Annotated in this window: 19 protein-coding genes and 1 pseudogene; 8 read left to right on the top strand and 12 right to left on the bottom strand. The window is 60.3% G+C overall.

Annotated elements, in window-relative coordinates; all coding sequences use genetic code 11:
- Nucleotides 1-44: 44 nt before the first annotated feature.
- Nucleotides 45-1,355, top strand: coding sequence for an MFS transporter (locus tag IEX01_RS06985; RefSeq protein WP_188723535.1), 1,311 nt, complete (start codon nucleotides 45-47; stop codon nucleotides 1,353-1,355).
- Between the two features lie 35 nt (nucleotides 1,356-1,390).
- Complete coding sequence (locus IEX01_RS06980; RefSeq protein ID WP_229701813.1) at nucleotides 1,391-2,230, top strand: shikimate dehydrogenase family protein; 840 nt, start codon at nucleotides 1,391-1,393, stop codon at nucleotides 2,228-2,230.
- A gap of 26 nt (nucleotides 2,231-2,256) precedes the next feature.
- On the opposite strand, the gene IEX01_RS06975 is transcribed toward IEX01_RS06980, so the two are convergent.
- Complete coding sequence (locus tag IEX01_RS06975; RefSeq protein ID WP_188723533.1) at nucleotides 2,257-2,811, bottom strand: SRPBCC family protein; 555 nt, start codon at nucleotides 2,809-2,811, stop codon at nucleotides 2,257-2,259.
- Between the two features lie 116 nt (nucleotides 2,812-2,927).
- On the opposite strand from IEX01_RS06975, the gene IEX01_RS06970 reads away from it, so the two are divergent.
- Complete coding sequence (locus tag IEX01_RS06970; protein WP_188723532.1) at nucleotides 2,928-3,830, top strand: LysR family transcriptional regulator; 903 nt, start codon at nucleotides 2,928-2,930, stop codon at nucleotides 3,828-3,830.
- Nucleotides 3,831-3,881: 51 nt separating this feature from the next.
- Here IEX01_RS06970 and pqqU read toward each other — a convergent pair whose 3' ends face one another.
- Nucleotides 3,882-6,005, bottom strand: coding sequence for a TonB-dependent receptor PqqU (gene pqqU / locus IEX01_RS06965; protein WP_188723531.1), 2,124 nt, complete (start codon nucleotides 6,003-6,005; stop codon nucleotides 3,882-3,884).
- Nucleotides 6,006-6,326: 321 nt separating this feature from the next.
- Here pqqU and yncE point away from each other — a divergent pair, with 321 nt between their 5' ends.
- A complete protein-coding gene (yncE, locus tag IEX01_RS06960) occupies nucleotides 6,327-7,382 on the top strand; it encodes a 7-bladed beta-propeller protein YncE (RefSeq protein ID WP_188723530.1) in 1,056 nt (351 codons plus the stop codon).
- A gap of 96 nt (nucleotides 7,383-7,478) precedes the next feature.
- Here yncE and IEX01_RS06955 read toward each other — a convergent pair whose 3' ends face one another.
- From IEX01_RS06955 to IEX01_RS06940, 4 genes and pseudogenes are all read right to left on the bottom strand, one after another.
- Nucleotides 7,479-8,597 (bottom strand): MFS transporter, encoded by a 1,119-nt coding sequence (locus tag IEX01_RS06955; RefSeq protein WP_188723529.1) that lies wholly within the window; start codon nucleotides 8,595-8,597, stop codon nucleotides 7,479-7,481.
- An 89-nt stretch (nucleotides 8,598-8,686) separates the two neighbouring features.
- A complete protein-coding gene (arsC, locus tag IEX01_RS06950; RefSeq protein ID WP_029591696.1) occupies nucleotides 8,687-9,115 on the bottom strand; it encodes a glutaredoxin-dependent arsenate reductase in 429 nt (142 codons plus the stop codon).
- Nucleotides 9,116-9,150: 35 nt separating this feature from the next.
- A pseudogene (locus IEX01_RS06945) lies at nucleotides 9,151-10,316 on the bottom strand (arsenic transporter).
- Nucleotides 10,317-10,387: 71 nt separating this feature from the next.
- Nucleotides 10,388-10,741 (bottom strand): metalloregulator ArsR/SmtB family transcription factor, encoded by a 354-nt coding sequence (locus tag IEX01_RS06940; RefSeq protein WP_188723528.1) that lies wholly within the window; start codon nucleotides 10,739-10,741, stop codon nucleotides 10,388-10,390.
- Between the two features lie 179 nt (nucleotides 10,742-10,920).
- Here IEX01_RS06940 and IEX01_RS06935 point away from each other — a divergent pair, with 179 nt between their 5' ends.
- On the top strand, nucleotides 10,921-12,255 hold the full coding sequence (locus IEX01_RS06935) for an HdeD family acid-resistance protein (protein WP_188723527.1): 1,335 nt from the start codon (nucleotides 10,921-10,923) through the stop codon (nucleotides 12,253-12,255).
- Here the strand turns inward: IEX01_RS06935 and IEX01_RS06930 are convergent.
- The 6 genes from IEX01_RS06930 to nfsB form a co-directional block, all read right to left on the bottom strand.
- Nucleotides 12,252-13,118: an ABC transporter permease gene (locus tag IEX01_RS06930; protein ID WP_188723526.1), complete on the bottom strand. Its 867-nt coding sequence runs from the start codon at nucleotides 13,116-13,118 to the stop codon at nucleotides 12,252-12,254. The two genes, IEX01_RS06935 and IEX01_RS06930, sit on opposite strands and share 4 nt — an antisense overlap.
- The gene (locus IEX01_RS06925; protein WP_188723525.1) at nucleotides 13,078-13,932 is read right to left on the bottom strand and encodes an ABC transporter ATP-binding protein; all 855 of its coding nucleotides are present in this window, start codon (nucleotides 13,930-13,932) and stop codon (nucleotides 13,078-13,080) included. Before IEX01_RS06925 ends, IEX01_RS06930 begins: the two co-directional genes overlap by 41 nt.
- Before the next feature lie 11 nt (nucleotides 13,933-13,943).
- Nucleotides 13,944-14,825: a TauD/TfdA dioxygenase family protein gene (locus IEX01_RS06920; protein WP_188723524.1), complete on the bottom strand. Its 882-nt coding sequence runs from the start codon at nucleotides 14,823-14,825 to the stop codon at nucleotides 13,944-13,946.
- A 21-nt stretch (nucleotides 14,826-14,846) separates the two neighbouring features.
- Nucleotides 14,847-15,845, bottom strand: coding sequence for an ABC transporter substrate-binding protein (locus IEX01_RS06915; protein WP_188723523.1), 999 nt, complete (start codon nucleotides 15,843-15,845; stop codon nucleotides 14,847-14,849).
- 382 nt (nucleotides 15,846-16,227) lie between these two features.
- Nucleotides 16,228-17,721 carry an L-asparagine permease gene (gene ansP / locus IEX01_RS06910; RefSeq protein ID WP_024557590.1) on the bottom strand — a complete coding sequence of 498 codons (1,494 nt, stop codon included), beginning with the start codon at nucleotides 17,719-17,721 and terminating at the stop codon, nucleotides 16,228-16,230.
- Nucleotides 17,722-17,989: 268 nt separating this feature from the next.
- Nucleotides 17,990-18,634, bottom strand: coding sequence for an oxygen-insensitive NAD(P)H nitroreductase (gene nfsB / locus IEX01_RS06905; RefSeq protein WP_024560562.1), 645 nt, complete (start codon nucleotides 18,632-18,634; stop codon nucleotides 17,990-17,992).
- A gap of 348 nt (nucleotides 18,635-18,982) precedes the next feature.
- Here nfsB and IEX01_RS06900 point away from each other — a divergent pair, with 348 nt between their 5' ends.
- The 3 genes from IEX01_RS06900 (at nucleotide 18,983) to IEX01_RS21940 (ending at nucleotide 22,506) form a co-directional block, all read left to right on the top strand.
- A complete protein-coding gene (locus IEX01_RS06900; RefSeq protein ID WP_024557592.1) occupies nucleotides 18,983-19,981 on the top strand; it encodes an LLM class flavin-dependent oxidoreductase in 999 nt (332 codons plus the stop codon).
- Entirely contained in the window at nucleotides 19,978-21,111 is a 1,134-nt protein-coding gene (locus IEX01_RS06895; protein WP_024557593.1) for an amidohydrolase, read from the top strand. Before IEX01_RS06900 ends, IEX01_RS06895 begins: the two co-directional genes overlap by 4 nt.
- Nucleotides 21,112-21,189: 78 nt before the next feature.
- Nucleotides 21,190-22,506: an LLM class flavin-dependent oxidoreductase gene (locus tag IEX01_RS21940; RefSeq protein WP_024560560.1), complete on the top strand. Its 1,317-nt coding sequence runs from the start codon at nucleotides 21,190-21,192 to the stop codon at nucleotides 22,504-22,506.
- The last annotated feature ends 2 nt before the right edge of the window (nucleotides 22,507-22,508 follow it).

Below are 22,508 nucleotides of genomic sequence, written 5' to 3'. Positions count from 1 at the left end.
TCGCATAACAATAACTCTGTAACCTGCATAAAAAGGATAACAACATGACAACCTTGCAACCGGGCGATATCGCCGCCCCGCAGGCGGGGAGCGTGAAGCGCACCCGCACGCGGCTTGGGATCCTCGCCCTGCTGGCGGTGGGGACGATGATTAACTATCTCGACCGCACCGTGCTTGGCATCGCCGCGCCGGAAGTGAGCCGCGACCTCGGCATCAACGCCGCCACCATGGGCATCGTCTTTTCCGCCTTCGCCTGGACCTATGCGGTGATGCAAATTCCGGGCGGCATGTTTCTCGACCGCTTCGGCAACAAAATTACCTATGCGCTTTCGCTGGTCTTCTGGTCTGTGTTCACGCTGCTGCACGGCATGACCCTGGGCCTGAAAACGCTGCTGCTTTGCCGCCTGGGGCTGGGCATCAGCGAAGCGCCCTGTTTTCCGGTCAACAGCCGGGTGGTGGGGAAATGGTTCCCGCAGCATGAACGCGCCCGCGCCACGGCGGTTTACACCGTGGGGGAGTACGTTGGCCTGGCGGCTTTCGCGCCGCTGCTGTTCTGGATAATGGAGAGCTTCGGCTGGCGGGCGCTGTTTATCGTCACCGGCGTGGTGGGCATTCTCTTCGCCGGGGTGTGGTGGGTCAGATACCACGAGCCGGAAAACTCCCGCAGCGCCAACCAGGCGGAGCTTGAGTATATCGGCGGGCGCGGCGAAGCCGGGCCTGAACCGAAAATGCATTTCGACTGGAGCAATGTCGGCAAGCTGCTGAAGTGCCGCCAGATGATAGGCGCGGGCATCGGCCAGTTTGCCGGCAACACCACGCTGGTCTTCTTCCTTACCTGGTTTCCTACCTACCTCGCGACCGAGCGGCAACTGCCATGGCTGAAAGTGGGGTTCTTCGCCATCATGCCGTTTCTTTCCGCCGCGGTGGGCGTACTGGCGGGCGGCTTTATCTCCGACAAGCTGCTGAAGGCAACCGGCTCCGCCAACGTGGCGCGCAAGCTGCCCATCGTTACCGGGCTGCTGCTTGCCAGCACCATCATTCTGGCAAACTGGATGCCGACGGATGCGGGCGTTATCGCCATCATGTCGCTGGCCTTTTTCGGCCAGGGAATGGTTGGGCTGGGCTGGACGCTGGTTTCCGATATGGCGCCGAAAAACCTCGCCGGGCTGACGGGCGGCCTGTTCAACTTCTGCACTAACATGGCGTCGGTCGTCACGCCGCTGGTGATTGGTTTTATTGTCGCCGGCACCGGCAATTTCTTCTATGCGCTGATTTATGTCGGCGGCGCGGCGTTGCTGGGCGTCGTCTCCTACCTCTTTATTCTTGGCGATGTGAAACGCATCGAGCTGGATTAACGCAGTGCGGCGGCGCGCTGCGCTGCCGCGTAAGGATGCTTATGATTAGTGGACACACTCGCCTGATAGCGCACCTCGGCTTTCCCACCGAGAGCTTCAAAGCACCGATGATTTACAACCCGTGGTTTGCGGCGAACGGTCTGGACATCAACGTGATGCCGATGGGCGTTAAGCCGGAAGCCTATCCGGAACTGCTGCGTTCGCTGTTTCGCACCACCAATGTGATCGGCGCGCTTATCACCATGCCGCACAAAGTCGCCACCACCGCACTGGTGGACAGCCTTAGCCCGACGGCGCAGATAGCGGGCGCCTGCAACGCCGTACGCCTGAATAAAGCGGGCGAGCTGGAAGGCGACATGTTTGACGGCGAAGGCTTTGTGCGCGGCATGCTGCAAAAAGGCCAGCCGGCGCAAGGCAAGCGCGCGCTGGTAGTGGGCAGCGGCGGCGTGGGGAGCGCGATTAGCGCGTCGCTGGCGGCGGCGGGCGTGACGGCGTTGACGCTGTTCGATACCTGCCGGGAGAGCGGCGAGGCGCTGGCGCAGCGCTTGCGAAAGCACTATCCGGCGCTTCAGGTGACGGTTGGCGAGCGCGACCCGCAGGGGCATGACATCGTGGTTAACGCCACACCGCTCGGCATGCAGCCAGGCGACCCGCTGCCGCTGGATGTCTCGCGCCTTACCCCCGGCTGTTTTGTCGGCGAAGTGGTGATGAAAAGCGCCGTGACGCCATTTTTACAGGCCGCCCGGGAGCGCGGCTGCGTCACCCAGCAGGGCGTGGACATGCTGTTTGAGATGATCCCCGCTTATCTGGCGTTTTTCGGTTTGCCTGCGGCAACTGCCGAAGAGCTGCGCCAGACGGCGGAGATTCGCTATTAGCGGTTGCGTAAAAAAGGGGCGCTTCGCTACCTATTCTGCGAACCCATGCCGCGCTTTTTTATTGCCGGTAAGCCTTTTTGCGCAAGCGCCGTCTTCGCAAGGCCGTCCAGCCACGCCTGATGGGCATTCAGCATCGGGTTTGGCGTGGTGGCCGCAAGCTGCTGCGCCGGTTTGCCTGTCTGGCTCTCCTGGGTAAGGATGCGCACGCGTGCCCCAGGTAACTCTTCAATCAGCCAGGCGTGCAGCGCATCGAGCGCCTTATCTTCATCGCCTTCCACCCAACCGCGCCAGGCGAGGCGGGCAGGCTGGCCCTCTGCGGGCGGTATAAATTCAACAACCTGCGCCTCTACCGGAAAGCGGAACGTGGTGAAGCGAAAGCGGCTGTTGGCTGCAAGCTGCGGGCCGGTCGCATCGTAAAAATGGATATCTGACACGTTCTCGTAATAACCCGGCCACCAGCGGGTATCGACCAGATATGTCCAGACCTCGCAGGCGCTAAGATTCGCCACAATCACTTCGTTGGAAACAAAATTGTCGGTGGTTCCGGGGGCATATTTTTCCGGCCAGATAATGCTGTTCATGGTCGCTTCCTCATCTTCGTTGGAGGAGGGCATCTTAAAAATGGCTGTGATATAAAACCAATCGTCAATTTTAATATCAGGTATAACCTGAATTTATTTCTGAAAAGAGGCGAGCGATGCGCGACCTTCATCATCTCGATCTTAACCTGCTCATGACGCTGGATGCGCTGCTGGATGAGCGGAACGTTACCCGCGCGGCGGACCGGCTGGCGCTGACGCAGCCTGCGGTGAGCGCCATGCTCACCCGCCTTCGCGAAAGCTTTAACGACCCGCTTTTTGTCCGCGCCCAGCGAGGCGTTATCCCCACCGCCCGGGCGCTGGAGCTGGCGCAGCCGGTGAAGCGCATCCTGCATGACATCCAGGCGCTGCTTCAGCCGGAGGATTTCGACCCGCGCACCTCTACGCTCACCGTCACCCTCGCCGCCACCGACTACGCGCTGCGCGCCATCGTCGAGCCTTTTACCCGCGAACTGCGCAAGCGGGCGCCCGCCATGCGCCTGGCGGTGCGGCAGATAGACGAAATGAACGTGCGTCAGCTGCTGGAAAAAGGGGAAATCGACCTCGCCATTGTTACCACCCAGACCGCGCCGCAAGCGCTGCACGCCCGCAGGCTTTACGATGAAGAGTATGTCTGCGCGATGCGCGCCCAACACCCGGCGGCGGGCGAGCAGCTGAGCCTTAAGCGCTTCTGCGAACTCGACCAGGCGCTGGTCTCTTATTTTGGCGATCCGTTCCACGGCGCGGCCGACCGGGCGCTGGCGGAGAAAGGGTTAACGCGGCGGGTGAGCCTGTCGGTAGACAGCTTCTTGTTTCTGGTTTCGTTACTCAAAGAGACCGACCTGCTGGCGGTGGTGCCGCGTCGGCTGCTGCGTGAAGAGGACAAGCTGCTGACCTTCGCGCCGCCGCTCGCCATTCCCGGCTTCACGAAAGCCGCCGCCTGGCATGAACGCACGCACCATCACCCCGCGCACCGCTGGCTGCGGGAAGTGCTGTTTGAGGTGTGTGGGGAAGGAGAATAAAGCGAGGCGGCAGGCGCAAGCGCCATACCGCCTCTGAGGGTTTTCGGTGGGTTATTCGAAGCTGTAGGTCACTGCCGCGCCTACGCCGTAGTTACGGCCCGGAGTGGGTTCGTAGTAACGGCCGTTGCCTTCGTTCACGATAACGGAGCCGACGTAATCGCGGTCAAACAGGTTGTCCACGCGGCCAAACACGTCCAGCATCCAGTTGCCTTTTTTCACTTTGTAGCCGGTGTTCAGGCCAACCGTGGTGTAGGAAGGCGCTTTAGCGGTGTTTTCGTCATCGGCCATGATGCTGCTCATGTAGCGCACGTCGCCGCCCGCGTACCAGCCGGTTTCCGGCTCGTAACCCATGGAGGCGTAAACCATATTGCGCGCAATGCCCGGCATGCGGTTGCCGTTACAGTTAACGTCGCCGTTGCACACGTCGGTGCGGTAGGTGGCGTTGAGATAGGTCCACGCCGCTTTCAGCTTCCACGCGTCACCAAACTGCTGATCCAGCCCCAGCTCCACGCCCTGACGACGGGTTTTCCCGGCGTTCTTGTAGGTGGTGCGCCCACCGCTGCTGGTGTCGGTCACAATCTCATTGTCAGTATCAGTCTGGAACAGCGCGGCGGTCAGCAGGCCGTTGCCGATGCGGGTTTTGCTGCCTATCTCCACGGTGTCGCTGGTGGAAGGCTTCAGATCCAGGTTCAGGCCGTTGATGCCGCCTGCCCGGTAGGAGAGCTCGTTGATGGTCGGCGTTTCGAAACCGCGACCGGCGGAAACATAGACGTTCCACGCGTCGGTGACTGCATATTTCAGCGAGCCCGCCGGCAGCCACTTATGGTAGTTCGCTTCGCCGCTGTCGTCGCCGTTGCGGGCGGTAACGTAATGATCGTTAGAGTCGAACCAGATGTTGCTGTAACGCACGCCCGCGTCCAGGCTCAGCTTGTCGGTGAGCTGCCAGCTGGTTTGCAGGTACGGGTCGACGTTCCACATCAGGTTGCGCTCGTCGCGGCGCAGGCTGCCCTTTTCGCCAAAAACCGGCGCGCCGTTCACCATTGAGAAGTTCTCGTAGCCTTTACGCTTCTCGATGAGGTTTTCGTAGTTAAGGCCGGTGGTGAAGCTGAACGGCACGTCGCCCAGGTCGCCGCGGTGCGTCCAGCGGCTGTCGATCCCCTGGTAATGACGGGTGAGGTCGATAACGCCGCCAGGGTGCGTCGGGTTCAGCTGCGGCGCCCGCGGAATAGACTGATACTGTACGGTTTCACGTTCGCCGGCGTAAGCCATCACGCTGATGTCATCATTTTCGCTCAGCGCGCGATCGTAGCGCAGGCCCGCCTGGGTCTGTTTGGTGCTCTTACGCGTGTTGTACTGATCGCCGCGCGGCGACTGGCGCGGGTTCTCTTTCCATTCGTCACGGCTCAGACCGCCCGGATCGTTGGCTTTGATATCGACGCTGTTGAAAATCAGCGTCAGCTTGCTGGCGTCATCCAGACGCACGCCAAGCTTCGCGTTAGCGAGGTTTTTACGCGCGCCGCTGTGGTCGCGGTAGCCGTGCGTGGTGAAACGGGTCGTGGAAACCGAGTAATCCACATCCCCCGCCTGGGTGCCGTCGCCCGTCGCTCCCGTGGCTTTCAGGCCGTAGCGCACGCTGCCGTAGCTGCCGTACCAGGTGCCCGCTTCGATTTTCGGCGGCTGGGCGCCGGTTTCGGTTTTCACGTCAATCACGCCGCCGGAGGCGTTGCCATAGAGCGCGGAGAAGGGGCCGCGCAGCACTTCCACGCTGTCGATGCTGTTTAAATCGAAGTTAGAGGTATAACCCTGGCCGTCCGGCATGGTGGCCGGAATACCGTCAACATACATGCGAATGCCGCGCACGCCATACGTGGAGCGGGAGCCAAACCCGCGCATCGACAGCTGTAAATCCTGCGCGTAGTTTTGACGGTTCTGGATTTGCAGACCCGGCACGCTGCCGAGATTTTCCGACAGGTTGACGCGCGGCGCGGCGTGACGCAGGTCTTCGCCGGAAACCACGCTCACCGCCGCTGGCGTATCCAGCTCGGAAACGGTGCCGGGGGTGGCGGTAACAACCATCGTCTGTTCATCAGCCGCGGAGGCGCTGGCGATAAAGCAGGGTGAGAAAACGGCGGGCAGCAACCACAGAGGCGCTTTCGCGGCACGGGAGATTTTCATTCAACAAACCGGGTTAGGGGTTCAGGGACGAACCAGATGGAACATACGTTGCTATGTTAAACTTTATGTAAATTTTTGAAAAGCCAAACGGCACATATCGTTAACAGCTATGTGCAGTCAGCAAAGTGTAGCCGAAACTTCCGCAACGGCCATTCTCGTCCGGGTTTTGTCCTGTACAGGGCGATACGGCAGAAAAAGATCCCCTTTTAATAAAATAATGATTATTATTCTCAACAAAATAGCCCGGCGGCAGGCACCCCGGCGACCCGTACGGAAGCAATGTGACATCACCACTACCGCCTATTTTAAAAGGGAGTCTTTATGCAATTATCTCATCTGACCGCGCCGCGTGCGCTGCTGGGCGCGCTGCTGTTCGCCACCGCCTTTACTACCTTCACCAGCCACGCCGCGGATGCGCTGCTGCGCAAGCCGGTAGGCAAAGGCGCCTATGAGATGGTCTACAGCCCGACAGAGCAGGCGCTTTATCTGGCGACGTCGCAGAGCCGTTCGCTTGATAAAGGTGGCGTGGTCTACCGTCTGGACCCCGCCACGCTTGAAATCACGCAAATTATTCATAACGACATCAAACCGTTCGGCGCGGCTATTAACACCAAAACCAATACGCTTTACTTCGGCAATACGGTGAATGGCGCGGTGACGGCGATTGACGCAAAAACGGCGGAGGTGAAAGGACGCCTGGTGCTCGACCCCACTCAACGTTCAGAGACGGCGCGCCCTTTGCAGCCGCGAGAGCTGGCCGTGGATGAAGCGACGAATAGCGTTTACATCGGCGGTCTCGGCAAAGCGAGCGTGGTGTGGGTGGTGGACGGCGAAACGCTGACGCTTCGCACCACCATTACTGACCTTGGCAAAATGAATACCGGCCTGGCGCTGGATGCGGCGGCGAAACGCCTTTACACCACCAATGCCGACGGCGAGTTCATCACCATCGACACCAGCAACAACCGCGTCGTTTCCCGCAAAAAATTGCAGGAAGAGGGCGAGCACATGTACCTGAACCTGGCGCTTGATACCGCTAACCACCGCGCTTTCGTCACCGATGCGAAGCAGGCGCAACTGCTGGTAGTGGATACGAAAAACGGCAACGTGATACAGAAAATCGCCGCGCCGAAATCGCTCGCCGTGCTGTTCAACCCGGCGCGCAATGAAGTTTACGTAACGCACCGCGAAGCGGGCAGCGTCAGCATCATCGACGCGAAGCATTATAAAGTGATAAAAACCGTCGAAACGCCGACCCATCCAAACAGCCTGGCGCTTTCCGCTGACGGCAAAACGCTGTATGTCAGCGTGAAGCAGGCTTCCAGCCGCCAGAAAGAGGCGACCAGCCCGGATGATGTGGTGCGCATTGCGCTGTAAGACGGCCTGAACGGCTGCCCGGGTTCATTGTTGGGCGCTCACGGGTGTTCTCTCTCGCCCCGTTGGGGAAAGCGTGGCGGGGTGAGGAGCGACAGGCTACGCCGCTCGCCTTGTCATCCACCACGCATAAAGCGTAAAGGCGCCGCACAGCGCCGCCGCGAGCCAGGGCAAGCCGTGAGCGCCGGCATTCATGGCGAGCCCGGCAAGCGAAGGGCCGACCAGCGCGCCGGCGCCCCACATTATCGACATGGCCGCATAAACGCCCGTCAGCGCCGTGCCGCAGAAGCGTTCGCCCACCTGCGTGATAACCAGCGTGTAAATGGCGACAAACGCGCCGCCCCAGAGAAACATCAATACCCAGGCGAGCGGCGCCACGCGCAGCGCCCACGGCCAGGCCAGCGCGCCGAGCGTCGAAACGGCGGCGAACAGCACCACCAGTCGAGCGCGATCGAACCGATCCGCCAGCCAGCCTACCGGCAGTTGCAGCACAATCGCGCCGAGCATCAGCACGCTGAGCAGCGCAGTGGCCAGCTTTTCGCTCCAGCCAAGGTTCATGGCGTAAATCACCAGCAGGTTCATGCCTGCCGCTTCCAGCGCGGCATTCAGCAGCGTGGCGGCCATCGCCAGCGGCGCGAGAGCCAGGTAGCGCCAGAATGCGCCCGCTTTTTCCTGCGCCAGCGGCGCCTCGGTTCTGCGCCGCAGCAGGATAAGCGCCGCCGCCAGCGCCAGCAGCGCGCCATAGAAAAAGGGCAGCGTGCCGCTGCCCGCCAGCAGCAAAAACGGCCCGAGCGCAAAACCCAGCGACAGGCTCGCCATATACCAGGCCAGGGTGGTCGCCCGCGCGCGCTCCACGCTCACGTGATTAAGCCACGTCTCGGTGACTACCAGAATAATTTCGCTGAAAGCGCCCAGCAGCAGGCGCAGCGCGAACCAGCTTGCGAGCGGCAGAAAGGGGAACAGGCAGAGCGTGAGAAAAATAGCGAACAGGGAAAAGCGCATCAGCGCCTGCGGCGAGAAGCGGCGGCAAAGCGTGGGCAGTAGGGGGGCTATGGCGAACACCCCCACCGCATGCATCGCCGCGTTCAGGCCAATCCAGCTTTCGCTGTAGCCCGCCGCGCTCAGTCGCAGGGAGACCAGCGGCGCGGTTAAGCCATAGGTCAGCCCAAACACCATCACTGCTGTAATAACGCCAGCTTTTCTCCGCAACGCCTGCATGGTTTTCTCCCGCCGCTTTCCTTTGAGCATAGATGACAACGGCAGAGCAGACGTACAGCGAGCGGATTATCCGGGCCGCACGGTAAGCATTACGGGCGCACCCGTTGCCCTTTCTCATCAATCACCACTTCGCCATCCTCTTTGGTAAAAGGGCCGCGCTGCGGGTCGGGGAGAATATCCAGCACCGCTTCAGACGGGCGGCAAAGCCGGGTGCCGAGCGGGGTTACCACAATCGGACGGTTGATAAGCACCGGGTGCGCCAGCATGGCGTCCAGCAGCGCCTCGTCGTCCAGTTGCGCGCTGGCAAGTCCCAGCGTTTCATAAGGTTCGGTATTTTTACGCAGCAGGTCGCGCACGCTTATCCCCATCGCGGTGATGAGCTTACGCAGTTCATCACGCGTTGGCGGTGTTTCAAGATACAGAATGATAGTGGGCTCCACGCCGCTGTTGCGGATCAGCGCGAGGGTATTTCGTGATGTGCCGCAGCCGGGGTTGTGATAAATCGTGATGTCAGTCATGAGAACCTCTGAAGGGGGACGTCCCCGTATTGTTACTAAAGCAGACGCAACGCCAGCGCGCTTAGCGTGACGAAAAGAATGGGCAGCGTCATCGTCACGCCTACCTGGAAATAATATCCCCAGCGGATAGTGATATTTTTTTGCGCCAGAACATGGAGCCATAGCAGCGTCGCGAGGCTGCCAACCGGCGTGATTTTCGGCCCTAAGTCGCAGCCGATGATGTTGGCGTAAATCATCGCCTCTTTTATCACGCCCTGCGCGCTGCTGCCGTCGATGGAAAGCGCGCCTACCAGCACGGTGGGCATGTTATTCATTACCGATGAGAGAAAGGCGGTGAGAAAGCCGGTGCCAAGCGTCGCACCCCAGAGGCCATGCTCCGCCATGCGATTAAGGGCGAGGGAGAGCCACTCCGTAAGCCCCGCGCGCGCCCTTCAGCACTTTACGGGTGTCGATGACCTCACCCCGGCGAGCCACCAGCCAGAGGATCAGCGCCGCCGTCGCCGCCACCAGGCTTACGGGCACCCCGAGCGGCTCCAGCGCGAAAAAGCCAACCAGCAGCAGAACCAGCACTATCCACCCCGTTCTGAAGGTGCGGCGGTCGCGAATCGCTTCGCGGGGCGCTTTGAGTTTTGCCATATCATAGACGGCGGGGATTTCTCGTCGAAAGAAGAGATGCAGCATCACCAGCGTCGCCAGCACGGAGGCGGCGTTAACCGGCAGCATCACCGACGCGTAATCGCTGAAGCCAAGCTTAAAGAAATCTGCGGTGACGATATTCACGAGGTTCGACACAATCAGCGGCAGACTGGCGGTGTCGGCAATAAAACCCGCCGCCATGACAAACGCCAGCGTCGCGCCGTGGCTGAAGCCCAGCGCCAGCAGCATCGCAATAACGATAGGCGTCAGGATAAGCGCCGCGCCGTCATTGGCGAAGAGGGCGGCCACAGCGGCGCCGAGCAGGATAATAAACGTGAAAAGCCTTTTGCCACGGCCATTGCCCCAGCGGGCGACAAACCGCGATAAAAGTCGCCGTGGCGTTCCAGACAATCTGCCAGACGGTGGGTATATCGCCAATGCTGACCACCCCGGTCAGCAGCGCCAGCGCGGCGCCGATAAGCGCGCTCCAGCCGATGCTAAGCCCTTTGGGCTGCCAGATAACCAGCGTCAGCGTGAAAACGAAAATGGCGCCTGCCAGTAGCATAGTTTCTCCTTTGCCCGTCAAATGAACAACGCGCGCGCTATTCCATCAAATATGAATAAGTGAATGTGTTTTTACAGACAAACAGCTTTGCCGTTAGTGGTGGCGTTCTCTTTTTCTGCCTGTCGGCTTAAGCGGCGAATATCCTCACGCTGACACTGGTACGCCTGTTCTATTACGGCGGCGGCCCAGGCAGGCATGTGAGGCGAGAGCCGATAGTAGATCCATTTTCCATCGCGCCGGTCGCAAAGCAGCCCGCATTCCTTCAGCAAAGCCAGATGTCTCGACGTTTTAGGTTGCGGCTCTTTCATCACGCCAGAGAGTTCGCACACGCACAGTTCGCCTTTTTCTCGTAACAGTAAGACCAGCGTCAGGCGCGTGTCGTCCGACAGGGATTTAAACAGTTTAAGGGGGGTAAGTGAATTCATCGCGCCTCCGCATTCAGAGCGCCAAGTCTCGTCTTCAGGCATGATAATGTCAACATCACATTTGGATAGGCGTATATGTTAATGCTGCCGCCTGCGCCAGGGCAGCGAAGGCGCGCAGGCTGAGCTACGCTTGAAAAACTGAAATCGCAGGCGTTGAACGGTCCACAAAAGAGGGCGTAATGGTACGGTTGATTCTGATCCTGCTCGGCGTCGATTTTCTCCGTTCCCACTGGCGCGGCCTGCGCCGGTTCGGCGCGTTTACGCTGCTTGCCGGCACCGTGATATTTATCGATGCGCTGGATGGCGTGCTCTATTTTCCCATTGAGCCTTTTGCGCTTTTGCTGCTGATTGAGGGCGGTGCCACGCTTCTGGTGGCGGGCAGCGGCATCGGCGGTCAGAAGGGGCTGCGCTATGTGAAAGGCGCCGCCTTCGTTATCTCTGCATTGCTTATCCTTGCGGGCAACCATGAAGGCGACCTGGTGCTGTCGTTGCTATTCGGCACGCTGTTTCTCGCCGACGGCGCGCTGCAAATCGCTTCAGCCATCGTGGTGCGCTACCCCAACTGGCGGCTGGCGCTGGTTGGCGGCGTCGTGGAAGTGTTGATTGCCGTGTTCTTTTATCAACCCTGGCCGACGCATTATCAGGGCGTGGTGCCCTATTGCCTGGGACTGGGGCTCGCTTTTACCGGCTGGAACCTGATGCTGCTGGCGCGGCGGGCGAAACGGGCGAAGCGCAACCCGGCGATGGACGACCCGGCGGCGCAGGCGGGCATTCCGGGCGCGCCGCTTATCACCCAGTGGGAGGGGCCGCCCGCGGCGGATGAGCCGGCGCTGACGGTGCATGTCTGGACGCCTGCCGGCACGGCCGCAGGCGGCGCGCGCCAGCGGCCGGTTATCAGCCGCTATATCGCCGCGGTGGATGAACAGGGCGTCATCTCCACGGGCCATGCCGCGCTGGCCTCGCCGGAGGGCGTTTACATTAGTCTTTATCCGGCGCAGGAGATTGACCGCTCGCCGGATGAATTTGGCCGCCTGCTGCGCGCCACCAAAGAGAACAACGTGGCCGGGCGGTTTCTCAGCGACTACGCCAGCGAAGCGGCGCAGTGGTGCCCCTCAACGCGGCAGGTGCGCATTCGCAATTACAGCCCGGCGCGGCTTGAGCGCTTCTGGCGGCGCTACCGGCAGGACAACACCTACAATCTTACGCATCGCAACTGCTCAAGCAGCGTGGCGAAGGGGCTGGAGGCGGCGCTGGAAGGGTGCGTGGGGCGGCTGTGGCAGCGTAAAGGCTTCTGGATAGCCTTTGGCAAACTGATGACCACGCCGGAACTGTGGGTGGCTTTGCAAATTCGCAAGCGCGGCCAGACGATGGCCTGGACGCCGGGGCTGGTGCTCGATTACGCCCGGGCGCTAAGCATGCTGGCGGACCCGCGCCCGACCGGGTGGATTAATACCGCCCGCCGGGCGCTCACCAGGATATGGCGACGACGAAAAGGCATGCGCGTCGTGAGCTAGCGCTGCATTCCCCAGCGTTTTACGGTGGCTTTTTCAAGGGTGGCGAAGACCAGCCCTTCCACTAACAGGCCAATCACGATCACCGTGGCAAGACCGGCGAACACGCGGTCGGTGAAAAGCTCGTTGCGGTTCTGGAAAATGTACCAGCCCAGACCGCCGTCGCCGCTGGAAGCGCCAAACACCAGCTCGGCGGCGATAAGCGTACGCCAGGCGAAGGCCCAGCCAATCTTCAGCCCGGAAATAATCGACGGCAGCGACGCCGGGATAAGAATATTAAGCACCAGCCGCGGGCCGCTTAAGCCGTAGTTGCGCCCGGCCATGCGCAGCGTTTCCGGCACGCTGGTAAAGCCAGACCAGGTGTTGAGCGCAATCGGCCACATCACCGAGTGCACCAGCACGAAAATCAGGCTGGCCTTGCCAAGACCGAACCACAGCAGCGCCAGCGGCAGCAGGGCAATGGCCGGCAGCGGGTTGAGCATCGCGGTCAGCGTGCTCAGCAAGTCGCGCCCGAACCGGGTCGAGATAGCCAGCGCGCTGAAGAGCAGCGCCAGTACGCTGCCAATCAGATAGCCCTTCAACAACGTGCCGAGGGAGTTGGTTATCTTGCCAGGCAGTTCGCCGCTTTGCATATCCTCAACCCAGGCGCGCAGCGTCTGCACCACGCCCGGCAGCATCAGGTCGTTGTTTTGCAGCCGGGCGACCACTTCCCACACCACCAGCAGCAGGGCGACGATAACCGTTTTGCGCAGCCACGTCTGGTTCCACAACCGGGTGGCGAGGGGCAGCGGCACGTCCAGCCTCAAGGCGGCCGGGGCGCTCAATTCACGCTGATACTCGGGACGGACGGGCGGCTGCGGCGACATAACCAGGCTCCTTGTGTGACGAGGGCGCGTGCGGGGTGACCGCAGGCGGGAAAAGCAGATCGTGAATATGTTGCGCTGCATGCTGAAACTCAGGGCTGCCGAAATCGTCCATGCCGAACTGGTGGCAGTTCAGCTCAGAGCGCACCTGGCCTGGGTGCGGCGAAAGCACCAGAATACGGCTGCCGACCACCAGCGCTTCTTCAATGGAGTGGGTGACGAACAGCAGCGTAAAGCGCGCTTCGTCCCAGAGCGTGAGCAGCTCTTCCTGCATTTTTCGCCGGGTCAGGGCGTCCAGCGCGGCGAAAGGCTCATCCATTAACAGCACTTTCGGCTTCATCGCCAGCGCGCGGGCTATCGCCACCCGCTGCTTCATGCCGCCGGAAAGCATATGCGGCAGCGCGTCGGCGAATGTCGCCAGCCCGACTTTATCAAGAAAGTGCAGCGCCACCTCCCGCGCTTCGGCCTTGCTGGCCTTGCGGCTGGCGACCAGCGGAAACATGACGTTCTCCACCACCGTTTTCCAGGGCGGCAACTGGTCGAATTCCTGAAAAACCATCATCCGCTCCGGCCCCGGTTGCGTGACAGTGTCACCCTCAAGCTGGATAACGCCGCCCACCGGCGACATAAAGCCGCCGATAGCTTTCAGCAGGCTCGACTTACCGCACCCGGAGGGGCCAAGCAGAATAAACCTGTCGTTGGGCCAGACGTCGAACGTGACCTCATGGGTGGCGCGCACGCGTCTTTGCCGGTTGCGGTACTCCAGATCGACATTGTTAACGGACAGCAGCGGCCCGCTCGGGTGGGTTACGGTCATGCTTGCCTCCTTCAGAACGGCGCGTCGCCTTCGATAGTGGTGCGGTAGAGCTTACGGCGCAGGTGATCCGGGCAGCCGGTGGCGAGGTGGATAAGCGAGCGGTTATCCCAGAAAACCATGTCGCCGTATTGCCAGCGGTGGCGATACAGATGCTCCGGGCGAATGCTGTGGTCGTAGAGCGCCTGCAGAATGTCGCGGCTTTCGTCTTCGGGCAGCCCTTCAATGTGCGTGGTGAAACCTTCGCTAACGAACAGCGCCTTGCGCCCGTTTTCCGGGTGCGTGCGGACCACCGGATGCGACACGGCTTGCACTTCGGCGAGCTGCTGCTCGGTCAACTGCGGGCGCCACTGCGCGCCAAATTTCGGCTTGCTGTAAGTCGCGGTATAGGAGTGTACCGCCCGTTTGCCTTCCACCGCTTTTTTTAGCGCCACGGGCAGTGTCTCCCAGGCTTTATGCATATCCGCAAACAGCGTATCGCCGCCTTCTTCCGGCAGCTCCTGGGCGTACAGCATGGAGCCCAGGCTCGGCAATGCCTTGTAAGAGAGATCGGAGTGCCAGTATTTCCCGGCGTCGCCAAGGCCAATCGGCTGGCCGTTCTCAACGATGTTGGAGACAATCAGGATCTCGGGATGATTCGCCAGTAAGAACTGCTTCAGCACATGGATTTGCAGCGGCCCGAAGCGACGGCTGAAATCAATCTGCTGCTGTGGGGTAATGCGCTGGTTACGGAACACCACCAGATGATGGTCGAGATGCGCCTGCTTTACGCGGGCGAAATCCGCCTCGTTCAGCGGCAGGCTCAAATCAAGCCCGGTAATTTCCGCGCCCAGGTTTTCAAAAGGGCTAATCACAAAATCCTGCGAGCGAAGCGGGGCGTCGAGCGTCGTGGTCATGAGGTTATCCTTACAGGTGAATTAGCTGCCCGGGTTCTGCCAGGCTTCGTTAAAGAAATAGTCTTTCCAGGAGTCCGCTTTATTTTTTAATACGCCAAGCTCATTAAGCTTTTGCGCATAAATAAAGGTGCGCTCGGGCGAGACGGTAAAGCTAATCTCCGGGTCGTTAACAATCTTTTGCACCAGCGGCAAAGGCAGGCGCGATTTTTCTGCCCGAATATAGGTTTCCGCGGCTTTATTTTTATCGGCGTTAATAATCTGCGCCGCTTCGGCTAAAGCGTCATAAAAGGCGCGATAGGTTTTCGGGTTTTCGTCATGAAATTTCTGCGTGGTATAGAGCACATTGAAGGTGGCCTGGCCGCCCAGCACGTCGTAAGAGCTTAAAATCTTGTGGACGTTTTTATGTTCCAGCGCCTGGTATTGAAACGGCGGGCTGGAGAAATGGGTGGAGATCTCCGAGCCGCCGGCAATCAGCGCCGCGCTGGCGTCCGGGTGCGGCAGGCTGACGCTGATTTTGTCAAACCGCTTGTAATCGGCGTTGCCGAAGAGCTTTGCGGTTTCAATCTGTAGCGTGCGCGACTGGAAGCCGACGCCTGCGGCAGGCACCGCGATGCGGTCTTTGTCGCTTAAGTCTTTTACGCTTTTCACCGACGGGTTGTTGCTGAGCAGGTAGTTAGGCATGGAGCCGAGCGAGGCGATGGCCTTGACGTTCTGGCGGCCTTTGGTGCGGTCCCAGAGGGTCAGCAGCGGCGGCACGCCCGCCGAGGCGACATCCAGCGCGCCGGAAAGCAGCGCTTCGTTCATCGCCGTGGCGCCAGAGAGGGTGCGCCAGTCTACTTTAATATCCAGCCCCTGTTTCTTGCCCTGTTTTTCAATTAACTGCTGGTCGCGAACCACATCCAGAATTAAATAACCAATGCCAAACTGCTGCGCGATGCTAATTTGCCCTTCCGCCTGCGCTGCGCTCGTGGCGAATAAGAGCGCCAGCGCCATGGCGCTTTTTGTCTTCGTTATTGTCATGGTTATTCCCGCAAGTGATAAGTGAATGGTTTTATATATATCGATGGCTTTATCGTGCAGGCGGAAGAAGAAAAAACAAAAGTGTTTATTGGAATAAGTTAGTCACAATGGATAAATGCTTTTTTTTGCTTTGCTAATGCGCAGAGAGGGAATAAAAGGCGAAAAGGTGTGGCTAAGGGGGGTTATGGAGAATGTATATTCCTTGCCAGGGCCTTCTGCTTTGCCCCTTTTAAGAAAGGGTAAAAAGCGGCGCAGGCGTTCAGGCTGTTTTGTCGTATTTTAGAGCGGCTACGCGAGGCGTCACCCGCCTTTGTACGCGGCGGCGCGCATAAAAAAACCGCCCAAAGGGCGGTTTTGCGTGGCGCTGAAGCAGCAAGAAAACTTAGCGAGAATGCTCTTCTTTCAGCGTCACCGTCTCCACGTCATCCGGGTTTTGCGGCGCGGCGCTGTGAATTTCGTTCACGCGCTTGCGCACGCCGAACCAGCCCAGCGTCAGCAGGATGGCGATAAGCGGAATGGAGCCGATAGTCCAGGTGCCGTTCGGGTAGTCGAACGCCATCAGCACCAGCACCGCCAGCAGGAACAGCAGCGTCAGCCAGGAGGTGAACGGCGCGCCCGGCAGCTTGAAGTGCACGTCCGCCGCTTTGCCTTCTTTAATCGCTTTGCGCAGGCGCAGCTGGCAAACCACGATAAACGCCCAGGAGGCGATAATGCCTAACGAGGCAAAGTTCAGCACAATCTCAAACACCTGAGACGGCACCAGATAGTTCAGGAAGACGCCCACGACGTAAACGGCCATGGTCACCAGGATACCGGCGAACGGCACCTGCTGTTTGCTCATCTTCGACATAAACTTCGGCGCGGAGCCGCCCATCGACATAGAGCGCAGAATACGGCCGGTCGAGTAAAGGCCCGAGTTGAGGCTGGAGAGCGCCGCCGTCAGCACCACGATATTCATCACGCTGCCAATGTACGGCACGCCGAGTTTCGAGAAGAAGGTCACGAACGGGCTCTGACCCGCCTGATAAGCGTTCCATGGCAGCAGCAGCACCAGCAGGATAACTGAGCCGACATAGAACAGGCCGATACGCCAGATAACACTGTTGATGGCTTTCGGCACCATGGTTTCCGGGTCTTTACATTCGCCCGCCGCCGTACCCACCAGCTCGATAGAGGCGAAGGCGAAAACTACTCCCTGCACCAGCACCAGCGCAGGCAGCAAGCCGTGCGGGAAGAAGCCGCCGTTATCGGGTATTAAGTGGAAGCCGGTCGCGCCGCCGTCCAGCGGTTTGCCGGTGCCGAGGAAAATTGTCCCCACCACAAGAAACAGCACAATAGCCAACACTTTGATCAGCGCGAACCAGAACTCCATCTCCGCGAACCACTTCACGCCGATCATGTTCATGGTGCCGACGATCGCCAGCGCGCCGAGGGCAAAGACCCACTGCGGCACATCGCCAAACGCGCCCCAATAGTGCATATAGAGCGCCACGGCGGTGATATCCACGATGCCGGTCATCGCCCAGTTGACGAAATACATCCAGCCTGCGACATACGCCGCTTTTTCACCGAGGAATTCGCGAGCGTAAGAGACGAAGCTGCCGCTCGACGGACGATGCAGCACCAGTTCGCCCAGCGCGCGCAGAATAAAGAAAGAGAAAATCCCGCACACCAGATAAACAATGGCGAGGGAGGGGCCGGCCGCCTGCAGACGCGCGCCAGCGCCTAAAAACAGACCTGTGCCGATAGCGCCGCCGATGGCTATCATCTGCACCTGACGGTTGCCCATCGCTTTGTGGTATCCCTCTTCGTGGGAGTTCAACCAGCGTCGTTTCGCGGCCTGATGGTCCGCCGCGCTTTGCTTCGTTGTCTTCATTGTGTTCCTGTTATCCTGTCTTCTAACTGGGAAACCCCGTTGCTGACCAATCGTTTGCTTTTGCTGGTCTTCTGTACGGGAAATGTTCGCTTTTCCAGTGAATAGCTATGCGTTAAAAGCGAAACATGGCGCAGCATCCTACCCGCAAATTCGGGTCTAAGCAAAACATACCAGTAAGGGTGTGACGCCGCCCCGGGCACGTTTCAGCGTGCCAGTACAGGAAGGAAAGAACAGAAGGGAAAAGGCCGCCGCAGGGCGGCCTGAAAACTTACAGCAGGGTGATAACCTGGTCGGTGTCGAGTCGGGATTTCGGCAAGGCGGCGTTGAAGTCGGCGTCGCTGTGGTAACCCACCGTCGCGATCACCACGCTTTTCAGTCCTTTTGCTTTCAGACCCAGCGCGTCGTCCATTTTCTCCGGCGAGAAGCCTTCAATAGGGGTGGCGTCCAGCCCAAGGCTCGCGGCGCCAAGCAGGAAGAAACCGAGTGAGATGTAAGCCTGGCGGGCCATCCATGCCTGCTGGCTTTCTACGGAGTGGCTGTTCAGGTCAACGAAATAGCGGCGGCCTTTGTCCTGGCCCTGGCGCATCTCGTCGCTGATAAAACGCCCGTCCTGCTGTTCTTTATCCAGCAGCGCCTGCAGATGCTCTTCGGTTATCTGCTCGCGAATGGTGAAGACCACGACCATCGCCGCTTTCTGGATTTTACCGGCGTTCGCCTCCGCAACCGCGGGCAGCAGTCGCGCTTTGCCTTCGTCAGAGGTCACGGCGAAGAAATGCCACGGCTGAGAGTTCACCGACGATGGGCTGTAGCGCAGCACGTCGAGCAGTTGCTGCTGTTGAACCGCGGTGAGCTTGCGGGTTTCGTCATAGGCTTTGCTGGTAAAGCGCGTGCGGATAATTTCATCAAGCGTCATTGTTATGTTCCTTAGTAAACGGGCGGCAGGAGAAACAGGCTTTTACCGCACCGGGAAAATTGACCGTGTGCAAGCCTACCCGATCTTAATGTCAGGACTCCACAGGGTTTGGCGATGGCGAGGGTAAGCCGCAATAAATGTGAAAGAGGGGTATAGCATCGTCCGCCGTTATTTCCTGTCTTCTGGCTAATGAACAGATAAATAACGCTCGCTGTTATTCATCCTTATTGAACTTACGGTCGGGGTTGTATTTCTGTTTTTTAACTTACTTAAGGAAAATTATTTGTTTCCCGGCGCGGCGCGACGACTTTAATAATGAAGCCACGTTACTCGTCAAGGGAATAAATAATGACTTACCGACTGAGCCTGCTGGATAAAAGCCCGGTGGCGGAGGGAGAAACCGCTGGACAGGCGCTTGCGCGCACCCTGGAACTGGCGCAGCGCGCGGAGGCGTGGGGTTATCATCGCTTCTGGGTGGCGGAGCACCATAATACCTCGCGCCTGGCCAGCCCCTCGCCGGAAATTATCATCGCCTGGCTTGCCGCGCAGACTCAGCGCATTCGCCTCGGCTCCGGCGGCGTCATGCTGCAACACTACAGCCCTTATAAAGTGGCGGAAAATTTCCATTTACTGGCGTCGCTGGCGCCGGGCCGCATCGACCTTGGCGTCGGCAAAGCGCCGGGCGGGCTGCCGCTTTCCACCCGGGCGCTGCAAAAAGGGATACGCCCGGAAGAAAAGGGCGATTTCGCCGCCCAGCTTGCTGAGCTGACCGGCTGGCTCACCGAACGCGGCGGCGATGAAGATGATTTCCACGCCCTGCGCGCCACGCCGTTGCCGTCCCACAAGCCGCAGCGTTTTCTGCTGGGCGCAAGCCCTGAAAGCGCGGCGCTCGCCGCAAAGCTCGGCTGGCATTTTGTCTTCGCCGGGCACCTGAACGGCGATAAGGCACTGCTGGGTGACGTCGTGCGCCTCTGGCGCCAGCGCGCCCGCGGCGACTTTTTGCTGGCGGTGCAGGCGGTGGTGGCAGAGAGCCGGGAAGAGGCGGAAACGCTCTCGCAGGCGGTTCAGCTATGGCTGGTGGAGCTGCAAAACGGCCAGAAGGTGACGGTCGCGAGCGAAGCGCAGGCGGAGGCCTTTATTCGCCAGGCGGGCAGCCCGGCGGCGCGCATTACGCCGCGTACGCCGTCGCTGCTTAAAGGCACGGCTGCGGACGTGCGCGCAGCGCTGGAAGCGTTGCATCAGCAGTTCGGTATTGAGGAGTTTGTTATTGATACCCCCTTTGCCGACGGCGCGGCGCGTCTGCGCTCGCTGGCGCTGCTGGCGGCACCTGAGAAGGAGCTGGCATGAGCGCATTCGCAGAACAATTAATCGCCTGGCGGCGCGAGCTGCACCAGCATCCGGAGCTTTCCGGCAACGAGGTCGCCACCACTGCGCGGCTGCGCCGCTGGCTTGAGCAGAACGGCCTGCGCCTGCCCGACCTGCCGCTTCACACCGGCGTGGTTGCGGAAGTGGGCCAGGGCGAGCCGCTTGTCGCCCTGCGCGCGGATATCGACGCGCTGCCGATTGATGAGCAGAGCGGTGTGGCTTTTAGCTCAGACACCCCGGGCGTGATGCACGCCTGCGGCCATGACATTCACACAAGCGTGATGCTCGGCGCGGCGCAGCTTCTAAAAGCGCGTGAAAGGGAATTGTCGGGGCGCGTGCGGATTATCTTCCAGCCGGCAGAAGAGAACTTCACCGGCGCGAAGGCGGTTATCCGCGCCGGCGCGCTGCAGGGCGTCAGCGCGATTTTCGGCATGCATAACGAACCCAGCCTCCCGGTAGGCGTTTTCGCCACCCGTCCCGGCGCCTTCTACGCCAACGTCGACCGCTTCGTGATTCATATCAAAGGCAAGGGCGCGCACGCCGCCCGTCCGCAGGAGGGCAAAGACGCCATCGTACTGGCGACGCAGCTTGTCGGCGCGTTGCAGACCATCGCCAGCCGCGACGTCAGCAGCCTGCATTCCGTGGTGGTGAGCGTTACCCGCATTCAGGGCGGCAATACCTGGAACGTGCTGCCGGAGACGGTGGAGCTTGAAGGCACCGTGCGCACCCACGACCGCGAGGTGCGCAGCAAAGTGGCCCAGCGCCTGCGCCAGCTCGCCGCCGGGTTCGCCGCCGCCTTTGATGCGCAAATCACTATCGACTGGCGCGACGGCCCGCCTGCGTTGATCAACGATCCGCACTGGGCGGCGTTTACGGAGCAGGTCGCCCGTGAAGCCGGGCTGAAAACGGAGCCTGCGGATCTGCACATGGGCGGCGAAGATTTCGCTATCTATCTGCAACAGATCCCCGGCGCGTTCATAAGCCTCGGCAGCGCCAGCGAGTACGGCCTGCACCATCCGGCCTACAACCCGGACGACGCGTTGCTGGAAGGCGCGGCGCGCTACTTCGCACGCCTTGCGGAAAAAGCGCTGCGCCAGCTAAGCCAGCATTAAACCTTTTATCACCTTCGCTCCGCCAACTGGCGGGGTAAGGGTAGCTATGGCCTGAAAACGCGAAGAGAGGGGATAAGCATGACTTCAGCACGACAGCTGCGCCTTGGCACCATACTGCACGGCGCCTCAGGAAACATGTCCGCCTGGCGGCATCCCGCCGCAGTGGCGGACGCCAGCATCAATTTTGATTTTGTGAAGGCGACGGCGGAAAAAGCCGAGCAGGGCAAGCTCGATTTCCTGTTCGTCGCCGACGGCCTGTATATCAACGAAAAGTCTATCCCGCATTTTCTTAACCGCTTTGAGCCGATAACCGTGCTGTCGGCGCTGGCGACCGTCACCCGCCATCTGGGGCTGGTGGGCACGCTCTCCACCTCCTACAGCGAGCCGTTTACCGTGGCGCGCCAGTTCGCAAGTCTTGATCACCTGAGCAACGGCCGGGCGGGCTGGAACGTGGTGACGTCGCCGCTGGAGGGTTCGGCGAAAAATTTCTCGCGCGAGAAGCACCCGGATCACGCGCTGCGCTACCGCATCGCCGATGAATACCTCGAGGTGGTGAAGGGGCTGTGGGATTCATGGGAAGAGGATGCCTTTGTGCGCAACAAAGAGACCGGGCAGTTTTTCGACCGGACGAAGCTGCACACGCTCGACCACCACGGCGATTTCTTCCAGGTGCAGGGGCCGCTCAACATTGGCCGCACGCCGCAGGGCCGGCCGATTATCTTTCAGGCTGGCGCCTCTGAGGACGGTAAAAAGCTCGCCGCCCGCCACGCCGACGCCATCTTCACCCATCAGGAGAGCCTTGAAGAGGCACAGGCGTTTTACCGCGACGTGAAAGGGCAACTGGAAAAATATGGCAGAACGCCGGACGAGCTGCATATCTTCCAGGGCGTCAGCGTGATTGTGGGGCGTGATGCCGATGACGTGGAGCGCCAGTATCAGACTACCGCCGCGCTGGTCTCCATCGACGACGCGCTGAACTATCTGGGCCGCTATTTTGAGCACCACGACTTCAGCCAGTATGAGCTTGATGCACCGTTTCCGGACATTGGCGACCTGGGGCAGAACAGCTTTCGCAGCACCACCGATGAGATAAAGCGCCGTGCCCGCGAGCACCACCAGACGCTGCGCCAGGCGGCGCTCGAAGCCGCCACGCCGCGCCCGCGCTTTCACGGCACGCCAGAGCAGGTGGCGGACGGCCTGCAGCAGTGGTTTGAAGGCTTCGCCGCCGACGGTTTTATCATTCAGGGCGGCACGCCGGACACCTTCCCGCGCTTTGTCGACGAGGTGATTCCGCTGCTGCAACAGCGCGGACTGTTCCGCCGCGACTACCCGGGCGCGACGCTTCGCGAAAGCCTGGGGCTGAAAACGCCTGCTAATTCCTTCACACAACAATAAAA

The organism is Franconibacter daqui (genome assembly GCF_014644275.1).
In the GTDB taxonomy this organism is placed as follows: domain Bacteria; phylum Pseudomonadota; class Gammaproteobacteria; order Enterobacterales; family Enterobacteriaceae; genus Franconibacter; species Franconibacter pulveris.
The sequence above is the reverse complement of the archived record's forward strand: the minus strand, read 5'-3'. Positions and strand labels throughout refer to the sequence as shown.